This window comes from Solibacillus isronensis (assembly GCF_900168685.1).
GTDB classification, from domain to species: Bacteria; Bacillota; Bacilli; order Bacillales_A; family Planococcaceae; genus Solibacillus; species Solibacillus isronensis_A.
Map to the genome: position 1 here is coordinate 950,996 of NZ_FVZN01000014.1, position 26,477 is coordinate 977,472.

The following is a 26,477-nucleotide window of genomic DNA, read 5'->3' on the forward strand; positions in this document are numbered from 1 at the left end:
GCAACATAAGCTTTGGAGGACTTTATGAAAAAAATTATGATTAAAGATATGCCAAATCATATTGGCGAAACAGTAAAAATTGGTACATGGTTAGCTAACAAACGTTCTAGCGGTAAATTAGCTTTCCTTCAGTTACGTGATGGCTCAGGCTTCGCGCAAGGTGTTGTCGTGAAAGCAGAAGTGGGCGAAGAACTATTCGCAGTAGCTAAAGGCATGACACAGGAAACATCGATGTATGTTATTGGTGAAGTTAAAGCGGACGAGCGTTCTTCTTTCGGTGCTGAGTTAAATGTTACAGGTATCGAAGTAATCAGTCCTGCTAAAGACTATCCAATTACACCAAAAGAGCATGGTACAGAATTTTTAATGGATAACCGTCACTTATGGTTACGTTCTCGTAAACAACATGCAATCATGAAAGTACGTAATGAAATTATTCGTGCAACATATGAATTCTTCAATGAAAATGGTTTTACAAAAATGGATCCGCCAATCTTAACAGGTTCTTCACCTGAAGGTACGTCAGAGCTTTTCCATACAAAATATTTCGATGAAGACGCATTCCTATCTCAATCAGGTCAGCTTTACATGGAAGCTGCTGCAATGGCATTAGGAAAAGTATTCTCATTCGGTCCTACATTCCGAGCTGAAAAATCTAAAACACGTCGTCACTTAATCGAATTCTGGATGATCGAGCCTGAAATGGCATTTGTTGAGCATGATGAAAGCTTGGAAGTACAGGAACAATACGTATCACATATCGTACAATCTGTTCTGAAAAACTGTAAGCTTGATCTAGAGCGTCTAGGCCGTGATACATCAAAACTTGAAAATGTGAAAGCACCATTCCCACGTATTTCATATGATGAAGCGATCGAGTTTTTACATGAGCAAGGCTTTGATGATATTCAGTGGGGTGATGATTTCGGTGCACCACACGAAACGGCAATTGCCAACCATTTCGACAAACCAGTATTTATCACATGCTACCCGATCGGTATTAAGCCGTTCTACATGCAGCCACACCCAGAGCGCGATGATGTTGTTTTATGTGCAGACTTAATCGCTCCTGAAGGCTATGGTGAAATTATCGGTGGTTCTGAACGTATTTACGATTATGAATTAATGAAATCTCGTTTAGAGCAACATAACTTATCGATGGATGCATATGCATGGTATTTAGATTTATGTAAACAAGGTGCAGTACCTCACTCAGGCTTCGGCTTAGGATTAGAGCGTACAGTTGCATGGATTTCCGGAACAGAACATATCCGCGAATCCATCCCATTCCCACGTTTATTAAACCGTTTATATCCATAATTTATGGCTATTCATCAAACGTTGATTGGAATGAAGGGGAGGCGACTCCTAAGGGACAAGCACGTTGCCTGAGACTAGGAACAAAAGCTAAAAACGCCACGTCCTGTGGCAATGCTTTTGTGACCAACATCCTGTTGGCCTCGTGCCCCTGGAAAGCGTCCGACCCGTAATGGAAATCAACATAATACTACGATGAAGAACTTAATTTATACAACGAGAAAACGTCCGGAATTTTGCCGGGCGTTTTCTCGTTACGAGCGCACAAAGGGGGATTCAACTATGTCTAAAAATTTTAATCGAATCCGCGTTTGGACGGAGCAATTACAAATTACTATTCCACAATTATTTTTTAAACATTATAGCGAACTGAACATACAAGATGACGAAGCTTTAATCATTCTACATTTATTAACGTTCGAACAGGAAGGAATCGACTTTCCGACACCAAATGATTTAATGCAGCGGACAAATTTCCAATTGACGGCTATTTCTCAAATAATACAACGCTTAATGCAAAAAGGATTTGTCGAAATTTCTCAAAGCACTGATGAGACTGGACGCCTTGCCGAGAAATATTCGATCTATCCGTTATGGGAAAGACTGCTGGATCTGCTGCAATCAAAAGCCCAACAACAAGTTTCAACTGCGAACAAATTGGACGAGGCGAAAATTTTCCAGCTGTTTGAACAGGAGCTGGGACGCCTGCTTTCCCCAATGGAAATTGAAACAATCGGTATGTGGATGGACTTGGATCAGCATAGTCCTGAAATTATAAAAGCTGCATTAAAAGAAGCGGTACTAGCTGATAAAGTAAATTTACGCTACATCGACCGGATTTTGATCGAGTGGAAGAAACGCAACATAAAAACACTCGCACAAATTGAAAAACATAGTGAGCAATACCGGAAAAATACGATGGCCGCAGCACCGATTCAACCGGTACAACAGCAAGAAACCGTTCAGAAAACGGAAAAAGTTTCTTTCTATAATTGGTTAGAGGAGCGAGAATAGGAGGACACCAAAACTTTTATGTTAACAAAAGCAAAATGGAATCACTTTTTAGATGAGATGGATCGCATGTTTCCGGATGCACATTGTGAATTAGTGCATGACAATCCGTTTGAGTTGACGATTGCGACATTATTATCTGCGCAATGTACGGATGTCCTCGTCAACAAAGTGACGAAACAATTATTTCAAAAATATAAAACACCGCAGGACTATTTAAACGTTTCCCTTGAGGAACTGCAAAATGATATTCGTTCAATTGGGCTTTACCGAAACAAAGCGAAAAATATTCAATTATTATGTGCACGTCTGTTAAATGAATATGGCGGGGAAGTTCCGGCATCTCGTGAAGAGCTTGTCACATTGCCTGGTGTCGGCCGTAAAACAGCAAATGTTGTCTTGTCGGTTGCATTTAATATTCCTGCGATGGCTGTCGATACGCATGTAGAGCGTGTCTCGAAGCGATTAGGGCTTTGTCGTTGGAAAGACAGTGTGCTGGAAGTAGAAGAAACAATCATGAAAAAAACGCCGATTGAACGATGGAGCCGTGCACACCATCAAATTATTTTCTTTGGTCGTTATCATTGTAAAGCGCAAAATCCCGGCTGCGGGTCATGTCCGTTATTGGATGACTGTCGGGAAGGGCAAAAACGTTTGAAAAAAGGTTTGGTAAAAATATGATGATTTCAGTTCAACAACAGGCAATTTCAAAAGAAGTGGTGGACGTTTGGTACGGTAAATGGGAAATAATGCGTGAAGCAATTCATGCAGCCCATGAAAGACGTGACGGATCAGCAGAGCAATTCATGGTAGAAGGAATCGAACATTTTGAACAGTTTATTGTCAGCGGTTCTATTACAGATACACCGTTTTCGGTGCAAAGCGACTATGAACTCATGCCGATCAATGGAATGGAACGTCTGCAGTTCATAAAAGCGCGTCCAGGGCAATATGCATGCTATCGTCAATTGGATGAACTTTATAAAGAGACGAAAAAGCGCTGTGCAAGACTAAGAATGAAAAAGTAAAATCCAAACAATCAAAAAGAAAAAACATCAAGTTTCCCTTTGTGGGAAGCTTGATGTTTTTTAGTTTAATCTTCTTCTGAGTCTTCAGGCCTTGTTTCGCCTCCTGAAGTCGGTGGGCTTGGCTGGTTCGGTGCTGATGGATCAGGGTCGGGCTCATCCGGCTCTACAGTATTACCGTTGCCATTGCCATTCCCGTTATTTCCATTCCCATTGCCGTTTCCATTGTTACCATTCCCGTTACCGTTGTTGCCATTGCCATTTCCGTTATTCCCATTGTTGTTCCCGTTACCCGGCTGTTCCGGTTGTTCTGCTTCATTCGGATCTTCAATGGAATCATTCGGATCTTCAGGCTCTGTTGCCGCATCTCCTTCGACGAATAATGCAACACTTGCCGGATCACTTCTTAAATCACCTGAAATGGCTGTAACTGTAAATGTATATTCTCTTCCTCGTTCGATGTTAGGTACTTGAATTGCGGTAGCGCTTGTCGTAGAAATGACCGTTGCCGGACCGCCGTCTACTTTCATCGAAACTTCAAATGTAACAGGATCGGTATCTTCACCGGAACCGTCAAGTGAAGAATGTGACCAGGAAACATCTGCTAGTTGTGCTGCCTCATTGTAAGACGCTTGTAAACTAGTAGGCGAATCTAGATTTTGAGGGACAAATTCCTGTGTATACTCAGTTGGCTCTGTTCCTTTAACGAACAGCTCAGTTGCCTTTTGTGTAGCTGGTGTATATTCATTAGCCAGTTTTAATGGATTCGATCCGACTACAATCGAAGCCGATACAACGCTGCTTGGCTGTTTAAATGATGACGACGGGTTATGCTGATTTAAATCCGTCATGATCGATTTGAACAATGTTTGTGGCAACCAGCGCTCTTCCCATGTTGTAATGGGATCTTTTCGCTGTGAATATCCGCCCCAAATAGCGATTGAGTAGTTTGTTGTATAGCCGGTAAACCAAGTATCTGGTACTGAGCCGCTCTTTAAATTGAACTTTTCAAATTCATCAGATCCATAGTTTGTTGTACCTGTTTTCCCTGCGATATCAACGCCTGCAACAGCAGCTCGTGGCGCAGAGGCATTGCGTTTGTTACTAACTACATCACGTAAAATATCCGTTACCATATAAGCAGTATAATCACTCATCGCTTTTTTGGATTCCGGTTTAAACGATTTCGAAGTTTTACCGTCACGGAAAACAATTTTAGTAATGGCATGCGGACTATTATAAGTACCGTTGTTGCCGAATGCTGCATATGAAGCAGCCATTTGGACAGGAGAAATATTGACGCGTCCTCCGCCGAGTGCTTCAGATTCTGTTAATCCGCTTGATTCAATACCTAAGTTTCCTAAAAACTCTTTAGCGCGTTCCGGACCAACTTCACGGAAAGTTTTCACAGCCGGAATATTTCGTGATGTATAAAGCGCTTCACGCACTGTCATCGTACCTAAATAGCGGCCGTCCCAGTTTCCGATAACTTGATCTGAACCAGAATACGTAATTTTTTCATCGACTGTAGTTTGACCAGTCGACCATTTTAAATATTCAAATGCTGGACCATAATCGATTAAAGGTTTTAATGTCGAACCAGGCTGGCGTGTTGTCATATCGTAGGCGAAGTTATAGTTAAATTCACCTGTATAGTTTCGTCCGCCGCCAATCGCACGAATTTCACCTGTTGGTGTATCGATAACCGCAACACCAGCCTGAATTTCTTCAGTAGGGAAGTTGCTGTCATTGTTCATTAAATCTTCTACAATCGTCTGTGCTTTCGGATCTAGCGTTGTATAAACTTTGATCCCTTCGGAAGTCAGTTCGCTATCACCATTTTTTTCGAGTTCAGCTAAAACGACATCCAAAAAGGCTGGATATTTCGTTGTACTGTTTGCTACACGCTCTTCTTCAGGAATAAGCCCGCCTGTAATAGGTTCCTTTTTCGCTTTTTCCGCTTCAGCTTCGGTAATTTTTCCGTGCTGAACCATTAAGCCTAAAACGATATTACGACGTTTTTTTGCACGGTCCGGCTTTTTATATGGGTTATAATTGTTCGGACTTTGCGGCATCCCTGCTAATTGAGCATATTCTGCCAATGACAGTTCGCTCAATTCTTTTCCATAAAATTCTTTTGCTGCTGTACCAAAGCCATGGATTCTACCTGACATTAGGATTTTATTAAAGTACATTTCGAAAATTTCTTCTTTACTATATTGGCGTTCCAGCTTAATAGCGAGCCAAGCTTCCTGCGCTTTACGCTCCAGCTTTTTCTCATTAGTAAAGAATGAGTTTTTTACAACCTGCTGTGTAATTGTACTCGCACCTTGTGCACCAAATCCATCACGGAAGTTGGCCAGTACAGCACCGCCAAGACGCCACAGGTCAACACCGAAGTGATCAAAGAATCGAGCATCTTCTGTTGCGATAATTGCGTCAATCATTTGCTGAGGTATATCTTCATATTTTACATAATTTCGTTTTTCTGCACCGATTGTTGCAAATAGTTCTCCATTTATATCATAAAACTCCGATGAGATCGGATCCTTTAATGCATCCTCATCCAGTTCAGGTGCTTTGCTTACATAGTAGCCAAATAATGCGGCACCACTTAAGAAACCAATTACCCCAATTAAAACGATTGCTAAAACAATGCGCTTAATCCATTTCCCTGCAGAAGTTTTCGGTTTTCTGGATTTTTTGTTCTTTTGTTGACGTTCGCGCTTAATCTGTTCGCGTGTTTTTCTATTTTCCGTCACGATGTTTCTCCTCACTTTCACAAACATTATTGTTTGCGATTAACTTTTTTACCGCCTGCAAATAGTCGAGCCTTGGTAAATAGCCTTCGGAAATTTCGATGGCATCCTGCTCAAAAACAGCGATTGGTATAGATTTTCTTCCCCCTTCATCCATTGCTGAAAACCATTTTGCCACAACATGATACGAAATGACAAAATTACGGTTTAACGTGCTGAATCGTACAATGAAAAACGCAACTCCTCGTTGATTTGTCACGGAATGCATATGATCCATTTGGTGAGAGTGAATGTTTTTTAATGGAAAGGATGTTTTACTATCCGTTTCTTTTGCTTCAAAGTCAATGTAATATCCATTCCATACGCCATTATAATCCGTCGTTGAAGGTGTGCGGAAATAAGCCTCTTTAATAACAGCAGCACTTCTAGCCGGATAATCTACTTTGACGATTTGTATAGGAACAGGTTTCTTGTGTATATTTGCCATATTCCTATGCAAATAAAACATATTTGTTTCATTTAGGTCATCTTCTAAGCTTTTTCCACGGTTACTGTAATTGACGGCTCTTTTATTTTTTTCTTTAGCAACTGATTGAGATTTAGCGGCTTCCTTTTTTTTCTCAATCTTTGGCGCATTTTCATAGAGTTTACCGTTTGGATACCGAATCACCATGGAATCACCTTCTTTCCTGGAAGAAATAATACTTTAATAGTGTATCACAAACAATGTACCCGTTAATAATTTTGTAAAAGCTATGCAAAATATAACTTCTTTTAGCGAATGGACACTATTTTTGCCACATGACAAGGATTCCGTGGAAAAAGAAAGAATCATTGTGAAAAGGGGGCATTATATGTCGAAATTATCACGCTTAATCGAACAAGTTGAAATGGCACAAACATTATTATCATTGCAAATGGAACGTGAGCAATTAAGAATGAAAGTGGAGCATTTAACCAATCTACTCACTGTTTATCAAAAAGTTAGCTTAGCAGAAACAAAGAGTCAAGTAAAGAATGCCTGTTCGCATATGAGTAGTACAAACGAAGAGAATTTGATACACTTAAGAACAAATATACTTTAGCCTGAATGGGCAAAGATTAATAAAAAAGTAGCTGTTGCAGCGAACTACGATAATTTACGCTACAACGTTAATAAAGATGAAATTACTCGAGGTGCTCTTTATGCAATTAATAGATGAAACATACCAATTAATAGAAGAATGTGATGCGTGTTTACACCGTTTTCAGGAAATGCGACGTTTAGACAAGGAGCCGGATTTCTTTAATGAGGTCAAGCCACATGTCGATGAAGTCCATACACGTATTCACGAATGGCAGCAGCATGCGACAAATTGGATAAAAAGCCAGCACCCCAAAAATTTATACGTACAACAAATTGACCACGCAGCCGATGCAATGGAGCAATTTGTTGTACAGTCTTTCTTTAAAGGAACGAGCAAAAAACGGTTTATTCAATCGATCCAATCTGCCCAATACACATTGAAGCTACTCGCAACAAAGATTGAGGAAGGTGAAGACGATGCTTAGCAAGAAAAGAACCATTTCGCAGCTTGTCGACGAGTGGCAATATGATGAGGAAATGAAGCAAAATATTGTCGCCATGCATACGATCGATGAAAAGCAGGCCCAGTACGCAGATTTTCCTTCTAATTTACACCCATCGATCATTAAAGCATTGCATGGACGCGGTATTGAACAGCTTTATATCCATCAGCGCCAAGCGTTTGACTATGCACAACAGAAAAAGCATTTTACTGCGATTACACCGACTGCTTCGGGAAAATCGTATTGCTACCATTTGCCGGTTTTACAGCAAATTTTAGAAGACCGCTCAAGTCGCGCTATTTATTTGTTTCCTACAAAGGCGCTTGCACAGGACCAGAAATCAGATCTTAATGAATTGATTGAACTGATGGATGAGGATATTTTGAGTTACACATATGATGGAGATACTGCACCAGGTATTCGCCAAAAAATCCGGAAAGCCGGTCATATCGTCATGACAAATCCCGATATGCTGCATTCAGGCATTTTACCGCACCATACGAAATGGGTATCCCTTTTTGAAAACTTGAAGTACATTGTCATTGATGAGTTACATACGTATAAAGGCGTGTTCGGTTCACATGTCGCACATGTTATAAGAAGACTTCAGCGTATTTGCGAATTTTATGGAAGCAATCCGATTTTTATTTGTACGAGTGCCACAATCAAAAACCCTAAAGAACTGGCGGAAAGCCTGACAAATAGTAAGCATGAGCTGATCGAGCAATCAGGTGCGCCTGTCGGGAAGAAGACATTTATTTTTTACAACCCGCCGATTGTCCACCCGACATTTGGTGTAAGACGGAGCGCCGTGCTCGAAGTACGAGATATTTCGAAGCGTTTGTTTGAAGCAGGCATTCAAACAATTATTTTTGCAAAATCAAGAGTTCGTGTGGAAATGCTCGTGACGTATTTAAAGTCGTTAACAGCGAAAAAAATTATGGACGAATCGATTCAAGGCTATCGTGGCGGGTATTTGCCGAGTGAACGGCGAGAAATCGAAAAAGGTTTACGAACAGGCTCGATACAGATGGTCGTCAGTACGAATGCACTTGAATTGGGTGTTGATATCGGCCAATTACAGGCATGTATTATGACCGGCTACCCAGGGAATATCGCGAGTGCGTGGCAGCAGGCAGGAAGGGCAGGAAGACGTCAGGATGAGGCGCTCATTGTATATGTTGCGCAATCGACGGCGTTGGATCAATATGTTGTCCAAAATCCTAGTTATCTATTAGGAAGTTCACCAGAAGAAGCGCGTATTAATCCGGAAAACCTGTTAATTTTAATGGAGCATTTAAAATGCGCGGCATTTGAACTGCCATTTTCGATGGAAGATACGTATGGGGAATATGAAGTTCAGGAACTATTAGCCTATTTAGAAGAAGAGGGTGTGCTTGTCCGAACAAGTACGAAATGGCATTGGATGAGCGACAGATTCCCGGCGCATGAAATTTCCTTGCGCTCAGCTGCACAGGAAAATGTTGTCATTATCGATATTTCAACACCTGCCAATACGAAAGTAATCGGTGAAATGGATACTTACAGTGCGATGACTCTTTTACATGAAGAAGCCATCTATTTGCATCAAGGTATTCAGTTCCAGGTTGAAAAGCTCGATTGGGAAGAGAAAAAGGCATTCGTTCGGGAAGTGGATGTCGACTACTTTACAGATGCGAATTTGGCGGTCGAGCTGAAAGTGCTAAGTGAAGATAAATCGGCACCATTTAAAAACTCGACAGTAAGTTACGGAGATGTAAGCATTTTGGCTATTCCGACCATCTTTAAGAAGATCCGTTTTAATACACATGATAATATCGGTTCTGGTCCGATTTCGATTCCTCCAATGGAAATGCATACAAATGCGACATGGATGAGCTTTGAGTTGCCGAATAACTGGACGGAAGAACAACTGACCGATGCGCTGACAGGGGCTGCCTATGCAATGGGAAGCTTTATCCCATTATTCATTCACTGTGACCGGTCGGATGTGTCGGTTGTCCCACAAGTAAAAGCGGTTCATAATGAAAAACCGACATTGTTTATTTATGACAGTTATCCTGGTGGTATCGGTTTGAGTGAACGTGTGTACGATGTATTACTGTCGCTGCTTGAAAGAACAGCACAGCATGTGGAGAACTGTCCATGTCAGCAAGGTTGTCCCTCATGCATTGGTGCGCAGGATAGTTTAGGAGAAAACAAAAAACAAGTTATGAAAGTGTTAAATATTTTAATTAACGAAATGATGTGAGAACATGTCGTATGAAAATAAGCTATTGCAAATGAAAAAATTGCTCGGCAAAAAAACGGAGCAAAAAAAAGAAAAACCGAAATTCCTTAAACCTGAACCGCCTTTATATAGCGAACAATGGCAACAGGCAGGGCTTGAACTGGTAGAAAATGAATTCGGCATACTTTTTAAACGGGAAGTGCATTATCCATTTGATTATCAGCATGGTGACTACAAGCTCGGGGAATTGTTTCCTTCCTTAAAGCGCTGGAAGTCCCAAGCCGAAGATCATCCGTTTGCCATTAGCGGTGATGAAACGATCGTGTTTTTTGATACAGAAACAACCGGTTTAAAAGGCGCGGGTACCCATATTTTTTTACTCGGTTTTTTGGAAGCGGATGATGAAGGTTTTACGCTTACACAATATGTATTGGCGGACCCTTCTAATGAAGCGGCCCTTCTTTTCGAATCAAAGCTATGGCAGCGAAATGTAACGATTGTTTCCTATAACGGAAAAAGTTTCGACTGGCCGCAGCTTCAAGTGCGATGGACATTAAACCAGCAATTTTTGCCGCCGCTGAAATCACAGCGGCAAATCGATTTGCTGCATAGTACGAAACGACTTTGGAAAGATGATTTATCGCGCATGAAGCTTACCCAAGTAGAACAGGATAAGCTTGGCTTTTACCGAATCGGGGATATACCTGGTCATTTAGCACCGATTATATACTTTGATGCGGTTAAGAGCGGAAATGCGGAAACGCTGATGAAAGTACTATTGCATAATGAATGGGATTTACTGTCGCTGATCACATTGTATATTCATTCAACGAATTTATTGTTCGATGATATATCAACGGAATCCGCGACAACGTATACAAATATCGGTAAATGGTTTGGCGATTTGAAAAAGCGGCAAACAAGTACGGAAATACTGCAGGCAGTGACGGCACATTTCGAAACAAAAGATACCGGTTATGCACATTTTTATTTAGCATATGAATTAAAGCGAATTGGAGAAACGGATTTAGCGATCCAATCATTCCAAACAGCGCTACCAGCTATTCCTGTAAGAAAACAGCTGCAGGCATACGAACAACTGGCCATGCTATATGAACATAAAGTAAAGGACTACGAGCAGGCATACATTTATACGAAAATAGGGAATAATTTACTTCCTGAAATACCGTTTCAAAAAGAAACACAGCTTCAAAATCAGCAAATAAGTTGGCAGAAAAGACTTAGTCGTTTAGACAATAAAAGAAATAAAAATTTTTTCGACAAATAATGAAAAATTTTTCGACATCTAGAAGATATGTAGTCGTTTCATTTGTCTGACCTATGCTATAATAAATCAAAGAAGTAGCGTGATGGAAGGACGAGGAATAATGGATATTAAATTAACAGCTGATCATATATTGGAAAAAGAATTTAAAAAGAGCATGAAAGGTTATAACATTGACGAAGTGGATCAATTTTTGGATCTGATTCGTGAAGATTATGACACATTTACTGCAAAAATTGCTTCCTTGGAAGAGGAAAACGAGCGCTTAAAGCAGGAGCTGGCAAACTCAAGCCGCAAATCGGCGGTTGCTCCTGCTCCAACAGCAAATAGTACAAACTTCGATATTTTAAAGCGACTTTCAAACTTGGAGAAGCATGTTTTCGGGAGTAAGCTTTACGAATAGTTAAACTATTCATAGGAATATTGTTTTTTTTCTATTATTGCAGTATACTTTATTCATACATCAATATTCGAGTAATCGCTGCGACTTTAAGGTCGTAGAGGAAAGTCCATGCTCACACGGTGCTGCGATGCCCGTAGTGTTCGTGCTTACTGAAAAAATAAGGTAAGGCAAGAGAATTTCTCTTGACGGCGGAAGGAACTCCTAAGTCTTTTAGATATGGACGAAACTTCCTGAAAGTGCCACAGTGACGGAGCTTATAGTGAAAACTATGAGGTGGAACGAGGTAAACCCCATGAGTGAGAAACCCAAATTATGGTAGGGGCACTCTCCTGAAGGAATTGAACGGATGGAGGGACGGTCAGTTTGGCCGTAGATAGATGATTACTACCTAGTCGTACGAGGCGCAAGCTGCTTGAGTACTTAGGAACAAAACATGGCTTATTGATTATTGATGCTTTTTTGAACAAATAAAAGGGCTCTCCATTCTTTTGTGGAGAGCCTTTCTTAGTAGAAAAAATTATTTTAAATATAAAAATAAAGGTTCATGACGGGGAATTAGGGAACTAAATCAATAAAACGACACCTGCTTCTGTCGGAGTGAATATATAAAAACTGTTCTTTATATAAGGGTGATAAGTCTTGAGCGAATTGAAGTCTAATAAATCCATCATGCAAGAACTGGCATTGTCTCAGTTTCCAAAAGAATTAATCGAAAGAGTTTTTGAAAATATTGCGGAAGGTATTATGATTACCGACCGATATAGAAGAATTTTATCGATTAATGTTGCTTTTGAGTTTGTAACAGGCTTTAAATTAGAAGAGGTACAAGGAAAAAAACCGTCTATTTTGCAGTCTGGCGTGCATGACAGAGCTTTTTATATTGATATGTGGAAACAAATTGGCAAGGCAGGCATGTGGCAAGGCGAAATTTGGAATAGACGCAAGACGGGTGAATTATACCCCGAATGGCTGACAATACTAGCAATTAAAGATGAAGCAGGTAAAATTACAAATTACTGCGGCATTTTTACAGATTTGTCTGAACGTAAAATCGTGGAAGACGAACTTGAAAAAAGGGCTCTTCATGATTCATTAACAGAAGTGTGCAATCGTTTTGCCTATATTGAACGTATGAATGCACTTTTGGAAGTAACAGAAAACAAGGTAATGCCGATACAGCATGCCGTTATTTTTATGGATTTAGACCGCTTTAAGCAAGTGAATGATCTGCTCGGACATGCCATTGGTGATCAGTTATTGGTTGAAGTCTCAAAACGTGTCAAAACTTTAGTGAGAAACAAGGATATTTTAGCGCGCTTTGGTGGGGATGAATTTGTCATTACATTAGCAAATATCCAACATCCAAGAGAAGCTGCAAAATTTGCTGAGCAGGTGCTCCGGGTTTTTGAAGCGCCGATTAAAGTTCATGATCAGGATGTCTATATATCAACAAGTATGGGAATCAGTATTTACCCGGCGGACGGTACGACAACAGAACATCTATTGAATCGTGCCGATCGTGCCATGTCATTTTCGAAAGATAATGGGCGTAATTGCTACTCGTTCTACTTTGACGAGTTGGAAACTGATTCGAATCGAGTGCTGACACTTGATAGTGAGCTTCGTAAAGCAATTGAAAATATGGAATTTACGCTGGCCTATCAGCCGAAAATTAGTACCGAAAACAACGAAATTGTCGGTATCGAAGCATTAGTACGTTGGAACAGTGAGAAACTTGGCTTTGTATCACCTGCTGAATTTGTCGAACATGCCGAAGAATCAGGTTTAATTATCCCGCTGAGCGAGATGATTTTCGAGCTTGCATGTGAAGGCTACCATCAGCTTGTTTCTGCCGGGTATCCGAATGTACCGATCGCAGTAAATGTATCGAGCATTCACTTCCAACAGCAAAGCTTCCTGGATTCGGTTCAGAAAATTTTAGAGCGGAATAATGCTTCTGCTCAAAGTTTTGAAATCGAAGTAACAGAGCGGACAGTGATGAACAGCGCGCAAGAAACAGTGAGTAAACTAGTAAAACTGAGGCAATTAGGTTTTAAACTTTCAATCGACGACTTCGGGACAGGGTATTCTTCGTTAAGTTACTTAGTGCGATTCCCGCTCGATGTGCTCAAAATTGACCGCAGCTTCATTCAGCATATTTGCTCGCTTGATGATAAGCAGGCAATTGTCGATGCGATTATTCAAATGGCACATCGCCTGCAAATGAAAGTAGTAGCTGAAGGTGTGGAAACAAGCCAGCAAGTCGATTTGCTTAAATCGATGGGCTGTGATTATATACAAGGGTATTACTACAGTAAACCTTTGCCTATGGAAGAATTAATCGACTTCATCCAATTTTGGGAAGTCGAGCATCAAGGAAGGATTTAAACGCATGACAAAATTTAATTTAGTAGCAACAGCTGCGATGGGCCTAGAGGCAATTGTAGCAGAAGAAGTACGTGATCTAGGATACGAAACACGTGTAGATAACGGCAAAGTATATTTTGAAGGCGATGAGATGGCGATTGCTCGCACAAATCTTTGGTTACGTGTAGCGGACCGGGTGAAAATCGTCGTTGCCCAATTCCCTGCCAGAACATTTGATCAGCTATTTGAAGGCGTAAAGGCAGTTCAATGGGAAAAATACTTACCGGTGGATGCAAATTTCCCTGTGTCAGGTAAATCGGTCAAATCGACTTTATTCAGTGTACCGGATTGTCAGGCAATCACAAAAAAAGCTATTGTTGAACGAATGAAACTTGCATATAAACGTTTAGGATTTTTAGATGAGTCAGGTCCTACATTTAAAATTGAAATTTCGATTTTAAAAGATATGGCAACATTAACGATCGATACATCGGGCGTAGGCTTGCATAAACGTGGATACCGCACGACACAAGGTGAAGCACCATTAAAAGAAACACTTGCAGCAGCATTAGTGAAAATTTCAAAATGGTCACCAAGCCGTCCGTTCGTAGATCCTTTCTGTGGTTCGGGAACGATTGCATTGGAAGCGGCAATGATTGGTCAAAATATCGCACCAGGCTATAACCGCGAATTTATTTCCGAATCATGGCCATGGATGAAGCAGGATATTTGGGATAAAGCGCGTGACGAGGCAGATTCTTTAGCAAATTATGATCAGGAATTAACGATCATCGGTTCGGATATCGATCATAAAATGGTTGCTATCGCGCAAGAAAATGCACTTGAAGCAGGCTTTGGCGATCTATTGACATTCAAGCAAATGCAGGCAACGGATTTCACATCAAAGCTGACAGACGGAGTTATTGTTACAAACCCGCCATATGGTGAGCGTATTGGTGAAGTGGAAGAAATCGAGAAAATGCTGCGCCAGTTTGGTCAAGTAATGCAAAACTATCCGACTTGGTCAGTGTACATGCTGTCTTCAATGGAAGACTTAGAAGTGCATTACGGTAAAAAAGCGACGAAAAAGCGTAAATTATTCAACGGATTCATCCGCACAGACTTTTACCAGTATTGGGGACAAAAATCTAAGCGCGAAAATTAATAATGAAGAGCGTGACCGAGAAGACATTCCGGAGAACGCTCTTTTTGTTGCATATTATTAGTCTTTTTTATGTAAATCGTTGTATAATGATGAGTACGGAATTTTTTATTTAAATTTGTAAATAGTTAGTATTTGCGGAAGGGATTGTAAACAACAATTCCTTCCGCCTCATATTGAGGGGGAACATCCATTTGAGAAAATCTTTACCTTTTGAACTTTCAAGAGAAAAAACTTTCTTTGATTCGTTAGGTGATTGGCTCGGTGACGTATTATATGATGAGCTACCAGAACGAGGATTTGAATGCCGTGACGAACAAATTTTCATGGCTTACCAAATAGAGCAAGCTTTAAAAGAAAAGAACGTGTTATTTGCGGAAGCTGGGGTAGGAACAGGAAAAACGATCGCCTACTTATTACCGGCTGTATCCTATGCACGTTATACAGGAAAACCGGCACTTATTGCCTGTGCAGATGAAACTTTAATCGATCAGCTCGTAAAAGAGGGCGGCGATATTCATAAACTTCGTGATGTATTAGGTCTGGATATTGATGTCCGCCTTGCAAAATCACGTGACCAATATTTATGTTTAAAACGTTTTGAAGAAGCGGAAAAAACGGAAACAGAAGAGTGGATTGATGATATTGCATTTTCAATTCCGGATGGCGTATATGCACAGGGCAGTATGATTGCCGTGCAACCATATGGGGAGCGCTCGGATTATTCGTTAGTGACGGATGAAGACTGGGAGAAAGTAAACTACAATTCAATCATGCAATGTGCGGTTTGCGATTTACGTAATCGTTGCGGCCAAACATTACACCGTGCACATTATCGTAAATCGACGGACCTGATCATTTGTTCACAAGACTTTTTAATGGAGCATTTGGCGACAAAGGAATCACGTGAACGTGAAGGGCAATTACCGCTATTACCGGAAGTTTCAATGATGGTCCTTGATGAAGGACATTTACTTGAATATGCAGCCCAAAAAGCATTAACATACAAAGTTCAGGCTTATACAATTGTAGAGTTATTGGAACGACTAATGGTAGACGGTGTCCGTGAGCGTACTTTATACGCAATGGAACATTTACAAGATCACCATGAACTGTTTTTTGACCAGTTGCGTGAAGATGTCATTCAGTCAGAAGAAGACCGTAAACGTATTGTAAAATCAGAGCGACTGATCCAATTAGGCGAGCGCGTCATTGCATATGTCGATCAGTTGCTGGAAGAATTCGTTTTCGAATCGGAGCTTTACATGATTCCGGAATATGAGCTGAATATGGCAGAAGAGTTTTTAGAACATTATGTTGCGGCAATGCGTATTTTTGTTGCACAAGGCGATGCTGTTGATTGGCTCGAAGATACAGATGGAGAAGAGACGCTCGTAATTATGCCGCGCCTGATTACAGATGTTCTTTCCGAAACGTTATTCTCGAAAAAAATGCCAATCGTGTTCTCATCAGCTACACTTTCGGTAAATAAGGATTTCAGCTATATCGCATCAAGTTTAGGCATTGAACAATACCAAAGCTTCAGTGTACCATCACCGTTTGATTATGAAGAAGTAATGAAAATTTATTTACATGAACTATCGCAATCCGAAAAAACTGCAAAAGTTGAGCAGCTTTTGAAAGATGGTAAACAAACGTTGATTTTATTTAAATCAAAACAGGCAATGAATCACTTTAAATCAAATGTAGGTTTAATGGAACGCTTGAATATCGCATTTGAAGGCGACCGTGAGCTTTCGGCAATTGTCCGTGAGTTCCAAAACGGTGAAGTGAAGACATTATGTTCGTATCACTTATGGGAAGGCTTGGATTTACCGGAAGAAGCGTTAACGCGCGTCATTATTTTCGACTTGCCATTCCCGCCACATGATCCATTGTTCGATGCAAAACGTTCATTTGCACAAAATCCGTTTGAAGAAGTTGAGTTACCATTCATGCAGCTTCGTCTTCAACAAGGAATGGGCCGTTTAATTCGTACATCGAATGACCATGGTGACATTCATATTTTATTAAATAATGAAGAAGCAAGCGTGAAATCGTACTTCACAGATATTTTAGCAGTGAACCCGCAATAATGTTCAACCCCGTTCGAGAGTATCGAACGGGGTTTTTATTTGGGATTTATTTCGTCGGGCGGCCGGATATTCTAATATGTAGTAGGGGGTGTTCTAATATAATAAAAAATTGTCTAATAAAATGCTGATCTTCTAATAAGTGAATCAATTCTTCTAAAATGGAGTTGAGAAGTTCAAATATTGGAGTGAATTATTCTAATAATGAATAGGGTTACTCTAATATCCGTAAATTTCTTCAAATAAAAAAACCTTTCATTGAAATAATCAATAAAAGGCAATAATAAATTACTCGTCTTCTTCCATATCAATTGTATATAAAATAATTAAATCCCCGATACCTTCTAATGTAGCTGGTATTTTAAATGCTTGCTTAAAGCCGTATAACTTCGTATGGCCAACCATTACGGTAGGTGGCGTAATATCAAGCTCCAAATCATGTTGTACCGTGTATGTACATAAATTACAGGCAATCATATTCCCGAGTTCGCCTGTAAAGGACTCAAGCATAGCACCTTCTAAAGGCATTCCGAACATTGCAGAGCCGATTGCACTAAAACTTTCCGGTGTGCCATCAATGATAATGCGTCCTTTAATATCACCAACTAATCCTATAAGCACACCCATCTCACATTGTTCATACGGTTCATTTATAATGGAAGGAGATTTCACATCTATAATCATAGGTAGTATAGTTTTTAGTGAATGGATTGTCCCGTTTAAAATAGTTTGAATATGCGTCGAATTACTCAATAATAATTTCTCCTTCCTAGACTTTTAATTCATATTAACATGTTACTTCGGTATATGTATAGAAGAAAATTAAAAGAGACTGTATTGACAGAAAATTTAGGAGCATATATAATGAAAATGATAATTATTATCAGTAAATGGGGCGGTGTTTAAAATGTTGTATGCTTTTATTGGGGCAACAGTGATCGTTTATGTGGCAATTGGAAACTATGTGTTAAAAAATGTAGCAAATTAGAAAATAAAATATTGAAGATTATTCATCGCATTGTCACATTGACAATGCGATTTTTATTTTTAAACAATGAAAAGGCTATTGAATTAACGAGTTCAATAGCCTTTAGAATATCTGTTAAAGCCAATGTTCAATACACGTAATCGACTGATTGATCGTGTCCAAACGGATTTTTTTGCCGATTGCCAAAGGGAACATCGGGTGGGTGTGGGCACAGTCGACATTGGCAAGTATAGGAATGTTTTTTCCATCCAGCTGTTCCAACAACAGATCAAGCGGTTGCTTGCCTGTCCCTTCATCATCAAAGAGCTCATGTTTCCCAAGGAGAATACCGTCAACTTTGTCGAAAATCCCGTGCAATTTCAACATCGCAAAATTCTTTTCTACGGTTGCTGCGCTCTTTAATGAATCCTCAATCAGTAAAATATCTCCCGTATTAATAACAGGAAAATATGGTGTTCCGATGAAGCCATACATTGTATTATTATTACCGCCAATTAAACGCCCCTCAACTACACCTTTATGAACACCAATCCATTTATTTGAATACAGTGTTTTTGGCTTTTCATAATTTAGCCAGTTAATCATTTCATCTGACCAAACATGTGGCATTGGAATCGAGTACGGAACGCTTGGTTGACAAAAATAGCGTTCGAAATAATTGTAGGTTTCGTGGACAAGCGGCTCAAATTCGCCGAACGAGGGGATAAGTGCCGGACCGTAATATGTAGGAATATTAGTCTTGGCAAAAAGAGCCAGTAATATTGCAGTAGTATCAGAATAGCCGATCACAATTTTCGGGTTACTTTTAAATGCTTCGTAATCTAAATAGGGGAGCAGGCTATTCGAATTCGTCCCCCCAATTGTGGACATAATCATTTTAATCAATGGATCTCTTAGTAGCTGGTTGAATTCTTCAGCGCGTTCTTTTGGGGTTCCTGACCGATAGCCATCCTGTTTACCAGTAAGATTTCCCTCGATAATTTGAAACCCTTTCCCTTCCAAAAATTCCTTACCGCGACTGTAGCGCAACTTTGCGGTAGCAGTTGCCGGTGCAGAAGATGAAAAAATGCCGATCTTATCTCCACGTTGCAATGGATGAAACATATAATCACCTATCTTTGCTAATTTATAGTTTTGGCTATATGTTAAAATTATACAATATATTCAAGCGGAAAAAAGGAAATAATAAATGCGGAGTAGGGTACATGATAGAAAATAAGGAGGTGAGCAGCTAGTTACGGCAACTAGTGTCCAATGAACAAATTACAAAAAATTTATGAACAGGCGAAACAAATGACAGCAAATGGTCAGGTCGCCTCATATATACCAGCACTTGCTGCAGCAAATAGTGATTTGTTTGCGGTAAGTTTACTGAGCGCAGATCAGGAAATCGAATTAGGAGATTGTACAGAAACTTTTACGCTTCAAAGTGTCGTGAAAGTAATCAGTTTTATGGTTGCTGCAAATCATCATGGTATCGAGGAGATCATGCATTATGTTGATGTGGAGCCGACAGGAGACTCATTTAACTCCATTGTCCGATTGGAAAGCCATAATAATAAGCCATTCAATCCGATGATCAATGCAGGGGCGATAACGATTGCTTCGTTACTTCCGGGTGAGACAATGTTCGAAAAAGTAAAATCTGTAACAACTTATTTAGAACGGATGATCGGAAAGAAAGTGCATATTAATAATGAAATCTATTTTTCGGAATACCAGTCAGCTGATTATAACCGTGCAATTGCCTATATATTACAGGCAAACGGTTTCCTGAAATCTGATGTAGAGGAAGCACTTCAAGTCTATTTACAGCTTTGCTCGATTTCAGTAGACGTGTCCGATTTAGCAAAAATGGCCTATTATTTTGCGACTAATGGAAAAGATAGTGAAGCTTGCTGCAATAAAGAGGTAATTAATATTGCAAAAGCTTTAATGCTCACATGCGGAATGTACAATGCATCCGGAAAGTTTGCAGCGTTTGTAGGGTTGCCGGCAAAAAGCGGTGTATCCGGTGCAATCATTGCCGTTGTACGGAATGGTGAAATTGAACAACTGCAAGGTCCGATTGGAATCGGCATTTATGGACCAGCAATTGATCAAGTCGGCAATAGTGTAGCAGGCATCGATTTTTTGATGCACCTGTCAAAGGAATATGATTTGTTTTGTTTATAAATAGGAAAAAGGAGCATTCTCTCAAAAAAATTAAGGAATGTTCCTTTTTCAGATGTTTAACGATAAGGAAGAAGCTTAATAACTTTCGTTGCTGTGTTTTTTACGAATGTTGCGTCATGCTCCACAAATAACAAAGTTGGTTTAAATTGAGCGATCATTTTTTCGATCTGTTGCTGGTTAAAAACATCCAAATAGTTGAGCGGTTCATCCCAAATATAAAATTCTGCTTCGAGTCCGAGCGACTTTGAAAATTCGACTTTCTTTTGCTGACCCATGCTCATCTTTTCGATTGGTACTTGAAAAACATCACGGTTAAATCCTAAAATACGTAAATTGTTCAAAAACAATGTGTAGTTGATTTGCTGCTCAAAGGCAAAGTCTTTTAACATCCCCCGATTATCCTCATAATTTTGGCGGATAACACTTGTGGTCAACCCTTGTGGCATAATCATTTCGCCGTCTACAGTACCGGGAAATGTACCTTGTAAATATTGAAGAAGTGATGATTTACCACTGCCATTCGGTCCGACAATGGCAACTTGCTCCCCTTGAAAAATTTCAAATGAAATGGGTTGGAACAGCGGTTGATCATTGTAGCTCAACGTAAGGTTTTTCACGCGAAGTACAGGGTTCCGATGTTTAAAATGACAGTTAATCGTCAAATCGTTTATTGTTTCAATATTTTTCAGCAACTTCGTTTTATCCTCAATTTTTTCCTGTGTGCGTTTTTCGATTGCTTTTGCACGTTTATTCATACGCTTTGCAATGGCATTTCCGAACGGATCATTACCTGAAGGCTTTTCACGCTGCGCGGCCCAGTTAGACTTTTCGCGAGCCGTTTTTTGCAGTCGGTTGATTTCAGTGTTTAATGAGCGATTTTGTTCGAGTTCAAATTCGTCCTGCAGCTTCTTCTGCTGTTCATAGATTGAAAAATTTCCTTTGTATAGGCTAAGCTGGCTTTTTTCAATCGCCAAAATATGTGTAACCACTTCATCGATAAATTGTCGGTCATGACTGACGACGATAAAGCCTTTTTTCTTTTTCAAATAGTTCGCAACGATGGATCGGCCTTTCATATCGAGGTGATTCGTCGGTTCGTCGAGAAGCAGAAAACGGTTATCCTCACAGAAGACAGCAGCAAGCATTACTTTTGTTTGTTCGCCGCCTGACAATTGCTCAAAGGGCATCCATATCAACGATGGATCGAGCGACAAAAGCTGGCATTCCCGCTCGAGCTTCCATAACTCAACTGGCATTACTTCGTCAATCGCATAATACGTACTAACTTTCGGTTCACGAATAGCAAGGGGGAAATAATGAAATCCTTCATCACTTGTTACTGTTCCGTTATATGGTAATTTGTTTTGCAGCAAATGAAGCAAAGTTGTTTTTCCACGACCATTACGGCCGATTAGACCAAGTTTCCAAGTATTATCGATCGTCATGTTAATGTTTTTAAATAATGGTTCTTCGAGTAAATCATAGCTAAATGATACATTTTTCATTTCTATTGGCATAATGCATACCTCCAAATTTCGATTTGAAAGTATACGCATTCACAAAGAATATTTATATATAAAAAATCCTTCTGAAAAAGTCAGAAGGATTAGTAATCATACGTAAATAAGCCTTTAAGTTCGCTAAAGGAGTATAAATGGGCAGACTAATCCTATTTTATGTGAAAATGCGTATACATTTTTACGTGTAAAATAGAATTATTTATCCATCAGCCATTCATCTTCCTTTCCAGTAAATTACTAGTAGTATGCCATAGATTTTTTGGGAATTCAACCTTTTCTTAATTGATCAAACATCTCGTAAAGGAAATCGTAAAATGAGTACATCTCATTTTAATAAACAAATAATAAAAATGTTTACAAATAACATAACATATATTATAAATGTTATGGAGGTGATATTTTTGGAAATTCAAAATATTTCAACGGAAGTAATTATAAAAGGTTATGAAATGAAACAGGAATGTTATCAATGTTTGTTTTGTAAACAGTCCTATCATTTAGATGAAGTCTTTCCATATGACAATCGTTTTCTGACAGCAGAAGGCATGATTAAAAAACATATTGAGCTTGCACATATTTCACCATTTCACGCTTTGCTTGCTTTAGATAAAAAAGTAAGCGGATTATCAGATGTTCAAATTGAAATGATGCAGCATTTTTTCGAAGGCAAAACCGACCAGGAAATTGTAAATGACAGCAATGTGTCGAGTGTATCAACAGTTCGCCAGCATCGCTTTAAACTTCGCGAAAAGGAAAAACAGGCGAAAATTTTTGTTGCTCTTATGCAGCTAATGAAAAACCCTGAACACTATCAAATACATAAAGGGGCGAGACAAGTGGACGAACGTTATAGTATTGAACAGAACGAACGGGAAAAAGTTCTGACTACCTATTTTAAAAACGGGTTGGATGCGGGGATTGAAACGATTCCAAGTAAGGAAAAGAAAAAGCTTATTATCCTTCAGCATATTTTAAAACGTTTTGAAGCAGGGAAGCACTACCATGAAAAAGAAGTAAATGAAATTTTAAAGACTGTCCATGATGATTTTGTATCACTGCGCCGTCATCTGATTGAGTACGGCTTTATGGAGCGGAGCGACGATGGTTCCGAGTACTGGGTGAAATGATAAGTAGGTCATTCAATGAAGGTGGAGCTGACAAGATATCGTGTAAAAGCCGGGAAAACTTCTAAAGTAAAAGAGTGGATGGAATTTTTAAATGATTATATGGAAGAAGTTCTCGTAACACTTGAGGGAGAGAAGATGTATGTGGAAACGATTTTTCACGAAAATTTGAATGGTGAAGAATATTTATACTGGTATTCGGTGCAAGGAAACGGTGGGGTGGATGTAGATGATTCTACCCATTGGATTGATAAAAAACATCTGGAATACTGGGATGAATGCATCGATGAAAGTTTTAGTTCCATTGATCTGAAAACAGAAGCTGTAATGATTCCTGAAAAAGTGCGGGCGAGTATGAATTATTAATGAAACCGTAATGTTAGGAAAATTAATTTTCTGAAAACTATATTCTATTTTGATAGTATTTAATAAAATACATTCATTTTCGTCCTTTAAACGAGAAAACCAACTAAATTTATACGATTATCTTAATCTTAAACAAAATACTTGTATTATAGTACTAAAATATTATATTATATCCCTATTGATAAACTTGGTTTTAATAATAGGAGGAATTATTTTGTTGCAAATGGCAATTACGGGTATCCTTTGTGGTGCTCTTTTAGGTTTTGTGATGCAACGTGGACGTTTCTGTTTAACAGGCGGTTTCCGTGATATGTACATCGCAAAAGATAATCGTATGTTTTATGCTTTACTAGTAGCCATTGCAGTTCAAGCGGTAGGTGTATTCCTACTAATTGAGGCAGGGGCGTTTGAATATACAGCAGGTCAGTTCCCATTATGGGCAACGATTGCAGGCGCATTTATTTTCGGTATCGGGATTATTTTTGCAGGTGGCTGTGCGACAGGTACTTGGTATCGTGCAGGTGAAGGCTTAATCGGTAGCTGGATCGCATTGGCATTTTACATGTTAATGGCAGCTGTTATGAAATCAGGTCCATTAGCACAATTTACAGTTGATGCACGTACACCGGTAGTAGGTACTGATTCAATTGCCGATACATTTGGCATTAATGTTTGGTTTTTAGTCATTCCGTTTGTAGCATTGGTGGCATTCATTGTTTACCGTGAATTACGCAAACCACGTGTGAAAATTCCAGGCTTGAAACCTAAGAAAACAGGCTTGGCACATATTTTATTCGAAAAACGCTGGAATCCATATGTGACAGCAACTTTAATCGGTTTAATCGCAACATTGGCTTGGCCGTTAAGTGCTGCATCAGGACGTATTTTCGGTTTAGGGATTACAACTCCTTCAGCAAATATTCTTCAGTTTTTAGTAACTGGGGATTTAGATATCATTAACTGGGGTGTATTCCTTGTAATGGGTATTTTATTCGGTTCTTACTTCGCTGCTAAAATGAGCGGTGAATTCCGTTTACGTACACCAGATACAAAAACAGTTGTAAGAAGCTCTGCAGGCGGTATCTTAATGGGATTCGGCGCAAGTCTTGCAGGCGGCTGTTCAATCGGGAACGGTCTTGTAATGACATCAATGATGACTTGGTCAGGTTGGGTAGCTTTACTATTTATGATTTTGGGTACTTGGACAGCATCGTATTTCGTATTTGTGCGTCCATCAAAAAAACGTGCAACAGCGCGTGCTTAAGGAGAGAATTTAAATGAAAAAAACATTAGAAGTATTAGGTATGGTTTGTCCGTTTCCGTTAATCGAAGCAAAAGAAGCAATTAAAGAGTTAAACACAGGCGATGAGCTGGAAGTACAATTCGACTGTACTCAAGGTACGGAATCAATTCCACGCTGGGCAGCAGAAGACGGCCATGAAGTAACGAACTATGAGCAATTAGGCGAAGCTTCTTGGACAATTACAATCAAGAAAAAATAATTTCTGAGTTACAGACAGCATCTCGATTTTTGAGGTGCTGTTTTTTTATTGGGGTGATAGGCTAGATAGGAGCGTTACATATTACCCGACACTATTGATTGTGAGATCTTATTTTAATAAGCTATTAAGGCAAATTAAGATTTTATAGAAAATGCCAGGGCTTTTATTAGAATATTCGAGGGAGTTATTAGAAAGCTCGGAAGGATATTAGAAGATTGAACAAAGAAATTAGAATATAGCGTGCCGATGACTAAGGAATTGTTAGGGAAGTACTTAGCTTCGGCATTTATTAGAACAATTCAGTGGTTTATTAGAAAAAGTCAGAGTAATATTAGAAGATCCCGCGATGATATTAGAACATTCCCCCTACTTATTGGAAGAACTGGGAGATATATTAGAAAATCGCAATTTTATTTGAACAAATAAAATTATATTAGAAGATTTCCAATTATATTAGAAAATCTCCCCACGACACAACCCTTCATCTCTTAATAAAAGACAAAAGGGACTAATGGATAGCCCCTTACAATGAATTAGCAGACAAAGCCAACTGATAATTTGTCAGCGCAGGCTTTAATAAATCAAGAAACGCTTTAAAAGCAGGTGATTGCTGGCGCTCCTTCTGATAGATCAGCAACGTTTCTCTTTCAAGAATAGGGTGCTGAATGATATGAGCCTGCAGTTTGTCGGACGCATGTAAATCAAACAATGTTTTTGCTACTATCGTTCCGCCAAGGCCTTGCTCGACAAACTGAAAAATAGCAGGAATGCTTGATGTTTCAAACTTAGGTTCGACCGTTAACTTATCCAATTTTGCTGCTGCATTTAATATCCGCCGGCAAAGATGAGCATTTGAAAACAAAACAAGTGGTTCATTTAAAATGTGGCGCAATTGGACAGGCTCTTCAAAATGAGTAGTAGTATCTTTTCTTTCTACATAACAGAACTTTTCAGTATATAAAGGAATCTCAACAAACTGTTCATCGTAGTTTTCGATCAGTGGTGAAAACGAAAAACCGAAATCGATTGAATTGTTCTTTAATAATGAATGAATATCTTCACCGGAAGTAACCGTTACTTGTATATGCGGATATTTATGCATGAACTTTAATACTAAATCTGACACAATATTAGTCAGTTCACCAGGCAATGCGCCGACACGGAGAATCCCTTTTTCAAGTGAAGCCAATTGCTGCATTTGCATTTTAGTTGTATGCAATGTTTGAAATATCGTTTGTGCTTGGCGATAGAGGATTTGACCGGCTTCCGTAAGGGTGATTTTCTTACCAATCCGGTTAAACAAAGGAGTATTCACTTCATTTTCAAGCACTTTTATTTGCTGGCTTAAAGTTGGCTGTGCAATATTAAGTCGTTCAGCCGCTCGAGTAAATTGCATTTCCTCACATAACATTAAAAAGTATTCTAACTGTCGTAACTCCATAGAAAACGCCTCACTTTTATAGTTATAAACTATTATATGTACTGTTTATATAATTAATATCTATTGTAAGGTAGAACAATATAAATAGAAAGGGGGTGTAATTTCTCTGTTCGACTCACAGCTGCTCGAATAGAAATTCC

General features: G+C 39.3%; 23 protein-coding genes and 1 other RNA gene. 18 read left to right on the forward strand and 6 right to left on the reverse strand.

Going from position 1 to position 26,477, the window contains the following annotated elements:
- Positions 1 to 24 precede the first annotated feature (24 nt).
- From asnS to B5473_RS13285, 4 genes are all read left to right on the forward strand, one after another.
- Positions 25 to 1,320, forward strand: a complete 1,296-nt coding sequence (gene asnS / locus B5473_RS13270) for an asparagine--tRNA ligase (RefSeq protein WP_079525914.1) — start codon at positions 25 to 27, stop codon at positions 1,318 to 1,320.
- Between the two features lie 279 nt (positions 1,321 to 1,599).
- Positions 1,600 to 2,331: a DnaD domain-containing protein gene (locus tag B5473_RS13275; protein WP_079525916.1), complete on the forward strand. Its 732-nt coding sequence runs from the start codon at positions 1,600 to 1,602 to the stop codon at positions 2,329 to 2,331.
- 18 nt (positions 2,332 to 2,349) lie between these two features.
- Positions 2,350 to 3,009: an endonuclease III gene (nth, locus tag B5473_RS13280; RefSeq protein ID WP_079525918.1), complete on the forward strand. Its 660-nt coding sequence runs from the start codon at positions 2,350 to 2,352 to the stop codon at positions 3,007 to 3,009.
- Positions 3,006 to 3,356: a YpoC family protein gene (locus tag B5473_RS13285; RefSeq protein ID WP_079525920.1), complete on the forward strand. Its 351-nt coding sequence runs from the start codon at positions 3,006 to 3,008 to the stop codon at positions 3,354 to 3,356. Before nth ends, B5473_RS13285 begins: the two co-directional genes overlap by 4 nt.
- Positions 3,357 to 3,421: 65 nt before the next feature.
- On the opposite strand, the gene B5473_RS13290 is transcribed toward B5473_RS13285, so the two are convergent.
- Together B5473_RS13290 and recU are read right to left on the reverse strand one after the other, a co-directional pair.
- On the reverse strand, positions 3,422 to 6,115 hold the full coding sequence (locus B5473_RS13290) for a penicillin-binding protein 1A (protein ID WP_079525922.1): 2,694 nt from the start codon (positions 6,113 to 6,115) through the stop codon (positions 3,422 to 3,424).
- Positions 6,102 to 6,785, reverse strand: coding sequence for a Holliday junction resolvase RecU (recU, locus tag B5473_RS13295; RefSeq protein ID WP_079525924.1), 684 nt, complete (start codon positions 6,783 to 6,785; stop codon positions 6,102 to 6,104). The genes B5473_RS13290 and recU overlap by 14 nt, the downstream gene beginning before the upstream one ends.
- 181 nt (positions 6,786 to 6,966) lie before the next feature.
- Here recU and B5473_RS13300 point away from each other — a divergent pair, with 181 nt between their 5' ends.
- The 9 genes from B5473_RS13300 (at position 6,967) to B5473_RS13340 (ending at position 17,224) form a co-directional block, all read left to right on the forward strand.
- Positions 6,967 to 7,197: a molecular chaperone gene (locus B5473_RS13300; protein ID WP_079525926.1), complete on the forward strand. Its 231-nt coding sequence runs from the start codon at positions 6,967 to 6,969 to the stop codon at positions 7,195 to 7,197.
- A 76-nt stretch (positions 7,198 to 7,273) separates the two neighbouring features.
- Complete coding sequence (locus B5473_RS13305) at positions 7,274 to 7,663, forward strand: YppE family protein (RefSeq protein WP_368483380.1); 390 nt, start codon at positions 7,274 to 7,276, stop codon at positions 7,661 to 7,663.
- On the forward strand, positions 7,656 to 9,932 hold the full coding sequence (locus tag B5473_RS13310) for a DEAD/DEAH box helicase (RefSeq protein WP_079525930.1): 2,277 nt from the start codon (positions 7,656 to 7,658) through the stop codon (positions 9,930 to 9,932). The genes B5473_RS13305 and B5473_RS13310 overlap by 8 nt, the downstream gene beginning before the upstream one ends.
- Before the next feature lie 4 nt (positions 9,933 to 9,936).
- A complete protein-coding gene (locus B5473_RS13315) occupies positions 9,937 to 11,199 on the forward strand; it encodes a ribonuclease H-like domain-containing protein (RefSeq protein ID WP_079525932.1) in 1,263 nt (420 codons plus the stop codon).
- Between the two features lie 100 nt (positions 11,200 to 11,299).
- On the forward strand, positions 11,300 to 11,599 hold the full coding sequence (gene gpsB, locus B5473_RS13320; RefSeq protein ID WP_079528712.1) for a cell division regulator GpsB: 300 nt from the start codon (positions 11,300 to 11,302) through the stop codon (positions 11,597 to 11,599).
- Between the two features lie 63 nt (positions 11,600 to 11,662).
- An RNA gene (gene rnpB / locus B5473_RS13325) (RNase P RNA component class B) lies at positions 11,663 to 12,045 on the forward strand.
- A gap of 193 nt (positions 12,046 to 12,238) precedes the next feature.
- Positions 12,239 to 13,987: a putative bifunctional diguanylate cyclase/phosphodiesterase gene (locus B5473_RS13330; RefSeq protein ID WP_079525934.1), complete on the forward strand. Its 1,749-nt coding sequence runs from the start codon at positions 12,239 to 12,241 to the stop codon at positions 13,985 to 13,987.
- A gap of 4 nt (positions 13,988 to 13,991) precedes the next feature.
- Positions 13,992 to 15,131 (forward strand): THUMP domain-containing class I SAM-dependent RNA methyltransferase, encoded by a 1,140-nt coding sequence (locus B5473_RS13335; protein WP_079525936.1) that lies wholly within the window; start codon positions 13,992 to 13,994, stop codon positions 15,129 to 15,131.
- 191 nt (positions 15,132 to 15,322) lie between these two features.
- Positions 15,323 to 17,224, forward strand: a complete 1,902-nt coding sequence (locus B5473_RS13340) for an ATP-dependent DNA helicase (RefSeq protein WP_079525938.1) — start codon at positions 15,323 to 15,325, stop codon at positions 17,222 to 17,224.
- 285 nt (positions 17,225 to 17,509) lie between these two features.
- On the opposite strand, the gene B5473_RS13345 is transcribed toward B5473_RS13340, so the two are convergent.
- Together B5473_RS13345 and B5473_RS13350 are read right to left on the reverse strand one after the other, a co-directional pair.
- Positions 17,510 to 17,974, reverse strand: coding sequence for a chemotaxis protein CheX (locus B5473_RS13345; RefSeq protein WP_079525940.1), 465 nt, complete (start codon positions 17,972 to 17,974; stop codon positions 17,510 to 17,512).
- Positions 17,975 to 18,323: 349 nt separating this feature from the next.
- Positions 18,324 to 19,313, reverse strand: coding sequence for a S66 family peptidase (locus B5473_RS13350; RefSeq protein WP_079525942.1), 990 nt, complete (start codon positions 19,311 to 19,313; stop codon positions 18,324 to 18,326).
- A gap of 150 nt (positions 19,314 to 19,463) precedes the next feature.
- Here B5473_RS13350 and glsA point away from each other — a divergent pair, with 150 nt between their 5' ends.
- Entirely contained in the window at positions 19,464 to 20,384 is a 921-nt protein-coding gene (gene glsA / locus B5473_RS13355) for a glutaminase A (protein WP_079525944.1), read from the forward strand.
- Positions 20,385 to 20,440: 56 nt separating this feature from the next.
- Here glsA and abc-f read toward each other — a convergent pair whose 3' ends face one another.
- Positions 20,441 to 21,904, reverse strand: a complete 1,464-nt coding sequence (abc-f, locus tag B5473_RS13360; RefSeq protein WP_176142123.1) for a ribosomal protection-like ABC-F family protein — start codon at positions 21,902 to 21,904, stop codon at positions 20,441 to 20,443.
- A 392-nt stretch (positions 21,905 to 22,296) separates the two neighbouring features.
- Between abc-f and B5473_RS13365 the strand changes: the two genes are divergently transcribed.
- From B5473_RS13365 to B5473_RS13380, 4 genes are all read left to right on the forward strand, one after another.
- Positions 22,297 to 23,031 carry a DUF2087 domain-containing protein gene (locus tag B5473_RS13365; protein ID WP_254865394.1) on the forward strand — a complete coding sequence of 245 codons (735 nt, stop codon included), beginning with the start codon at positions 22,297 to 22,299 and terminating at the stop codon, positions 23,029 to 23,031.
- A 15-nt stretch (positions 23,032 to 23,046) separates the two neighbouring features.
- Positions 23,047 to 23,394 carry a DUF6176 family protein gene (locus B5473_RS13370; RefSeq protein WP_079525950.1) on the forward strand — a complete coding sequence of 116 codons (348 nt, stop codon included), beginning with the start codon at positions 23,047 to 23,049 and terminating at the stop codon, positions 23,392 to 23,394.
- 214 nt (positions 23,395 to 23,608) lie between these two features.
- Positions 23,609 to 24,658: a YeeE/YedE thiosulfate transporter family protein gene (locus tag B5473_RS13375; RefSeq protein WP_079525952.1), complete on the forward strand. Its 1,050-nt coding sequence runs from the start codon at positions 23,609 to 23,611 to the stop codon at positions 24,656 to 24,658.
- 13 nt (positions 24,659 to 24,671) lie between these two features.
- Positions 24,672 to 24,896 (forward strand): sulfurtransferase TusA family protein, encoded by a 225-nt coding sequence (locus B5473_RS13380; RefSeq protein ID WP_008404823.1) that lies wholly within the window; start codon positions 24,672 to 24,674, stop codon positions 24,894 to 24,896.
- Positions 24,897 to 25,419: 523 nt separating this feature from the next.
- Here the strand turns inward: B5473_RS13380 and B5473_RS13385 are convergent.
- Positions 25,420 to 26,337 carry a LysR family transcriptional regulator gene (locus B5473_RS13385; protein ID WP_079525954.1) on the reverse strand — a complete coding sequence of 306 codons (918 nt, stop codon included), beginning with the start codon at positions 26,335 to 26,337 and terminating at the stop codon, positions 25,420 to 25,422.
- Positions 26,338 to 26,477: the final 140 nt, after the last annotated feature.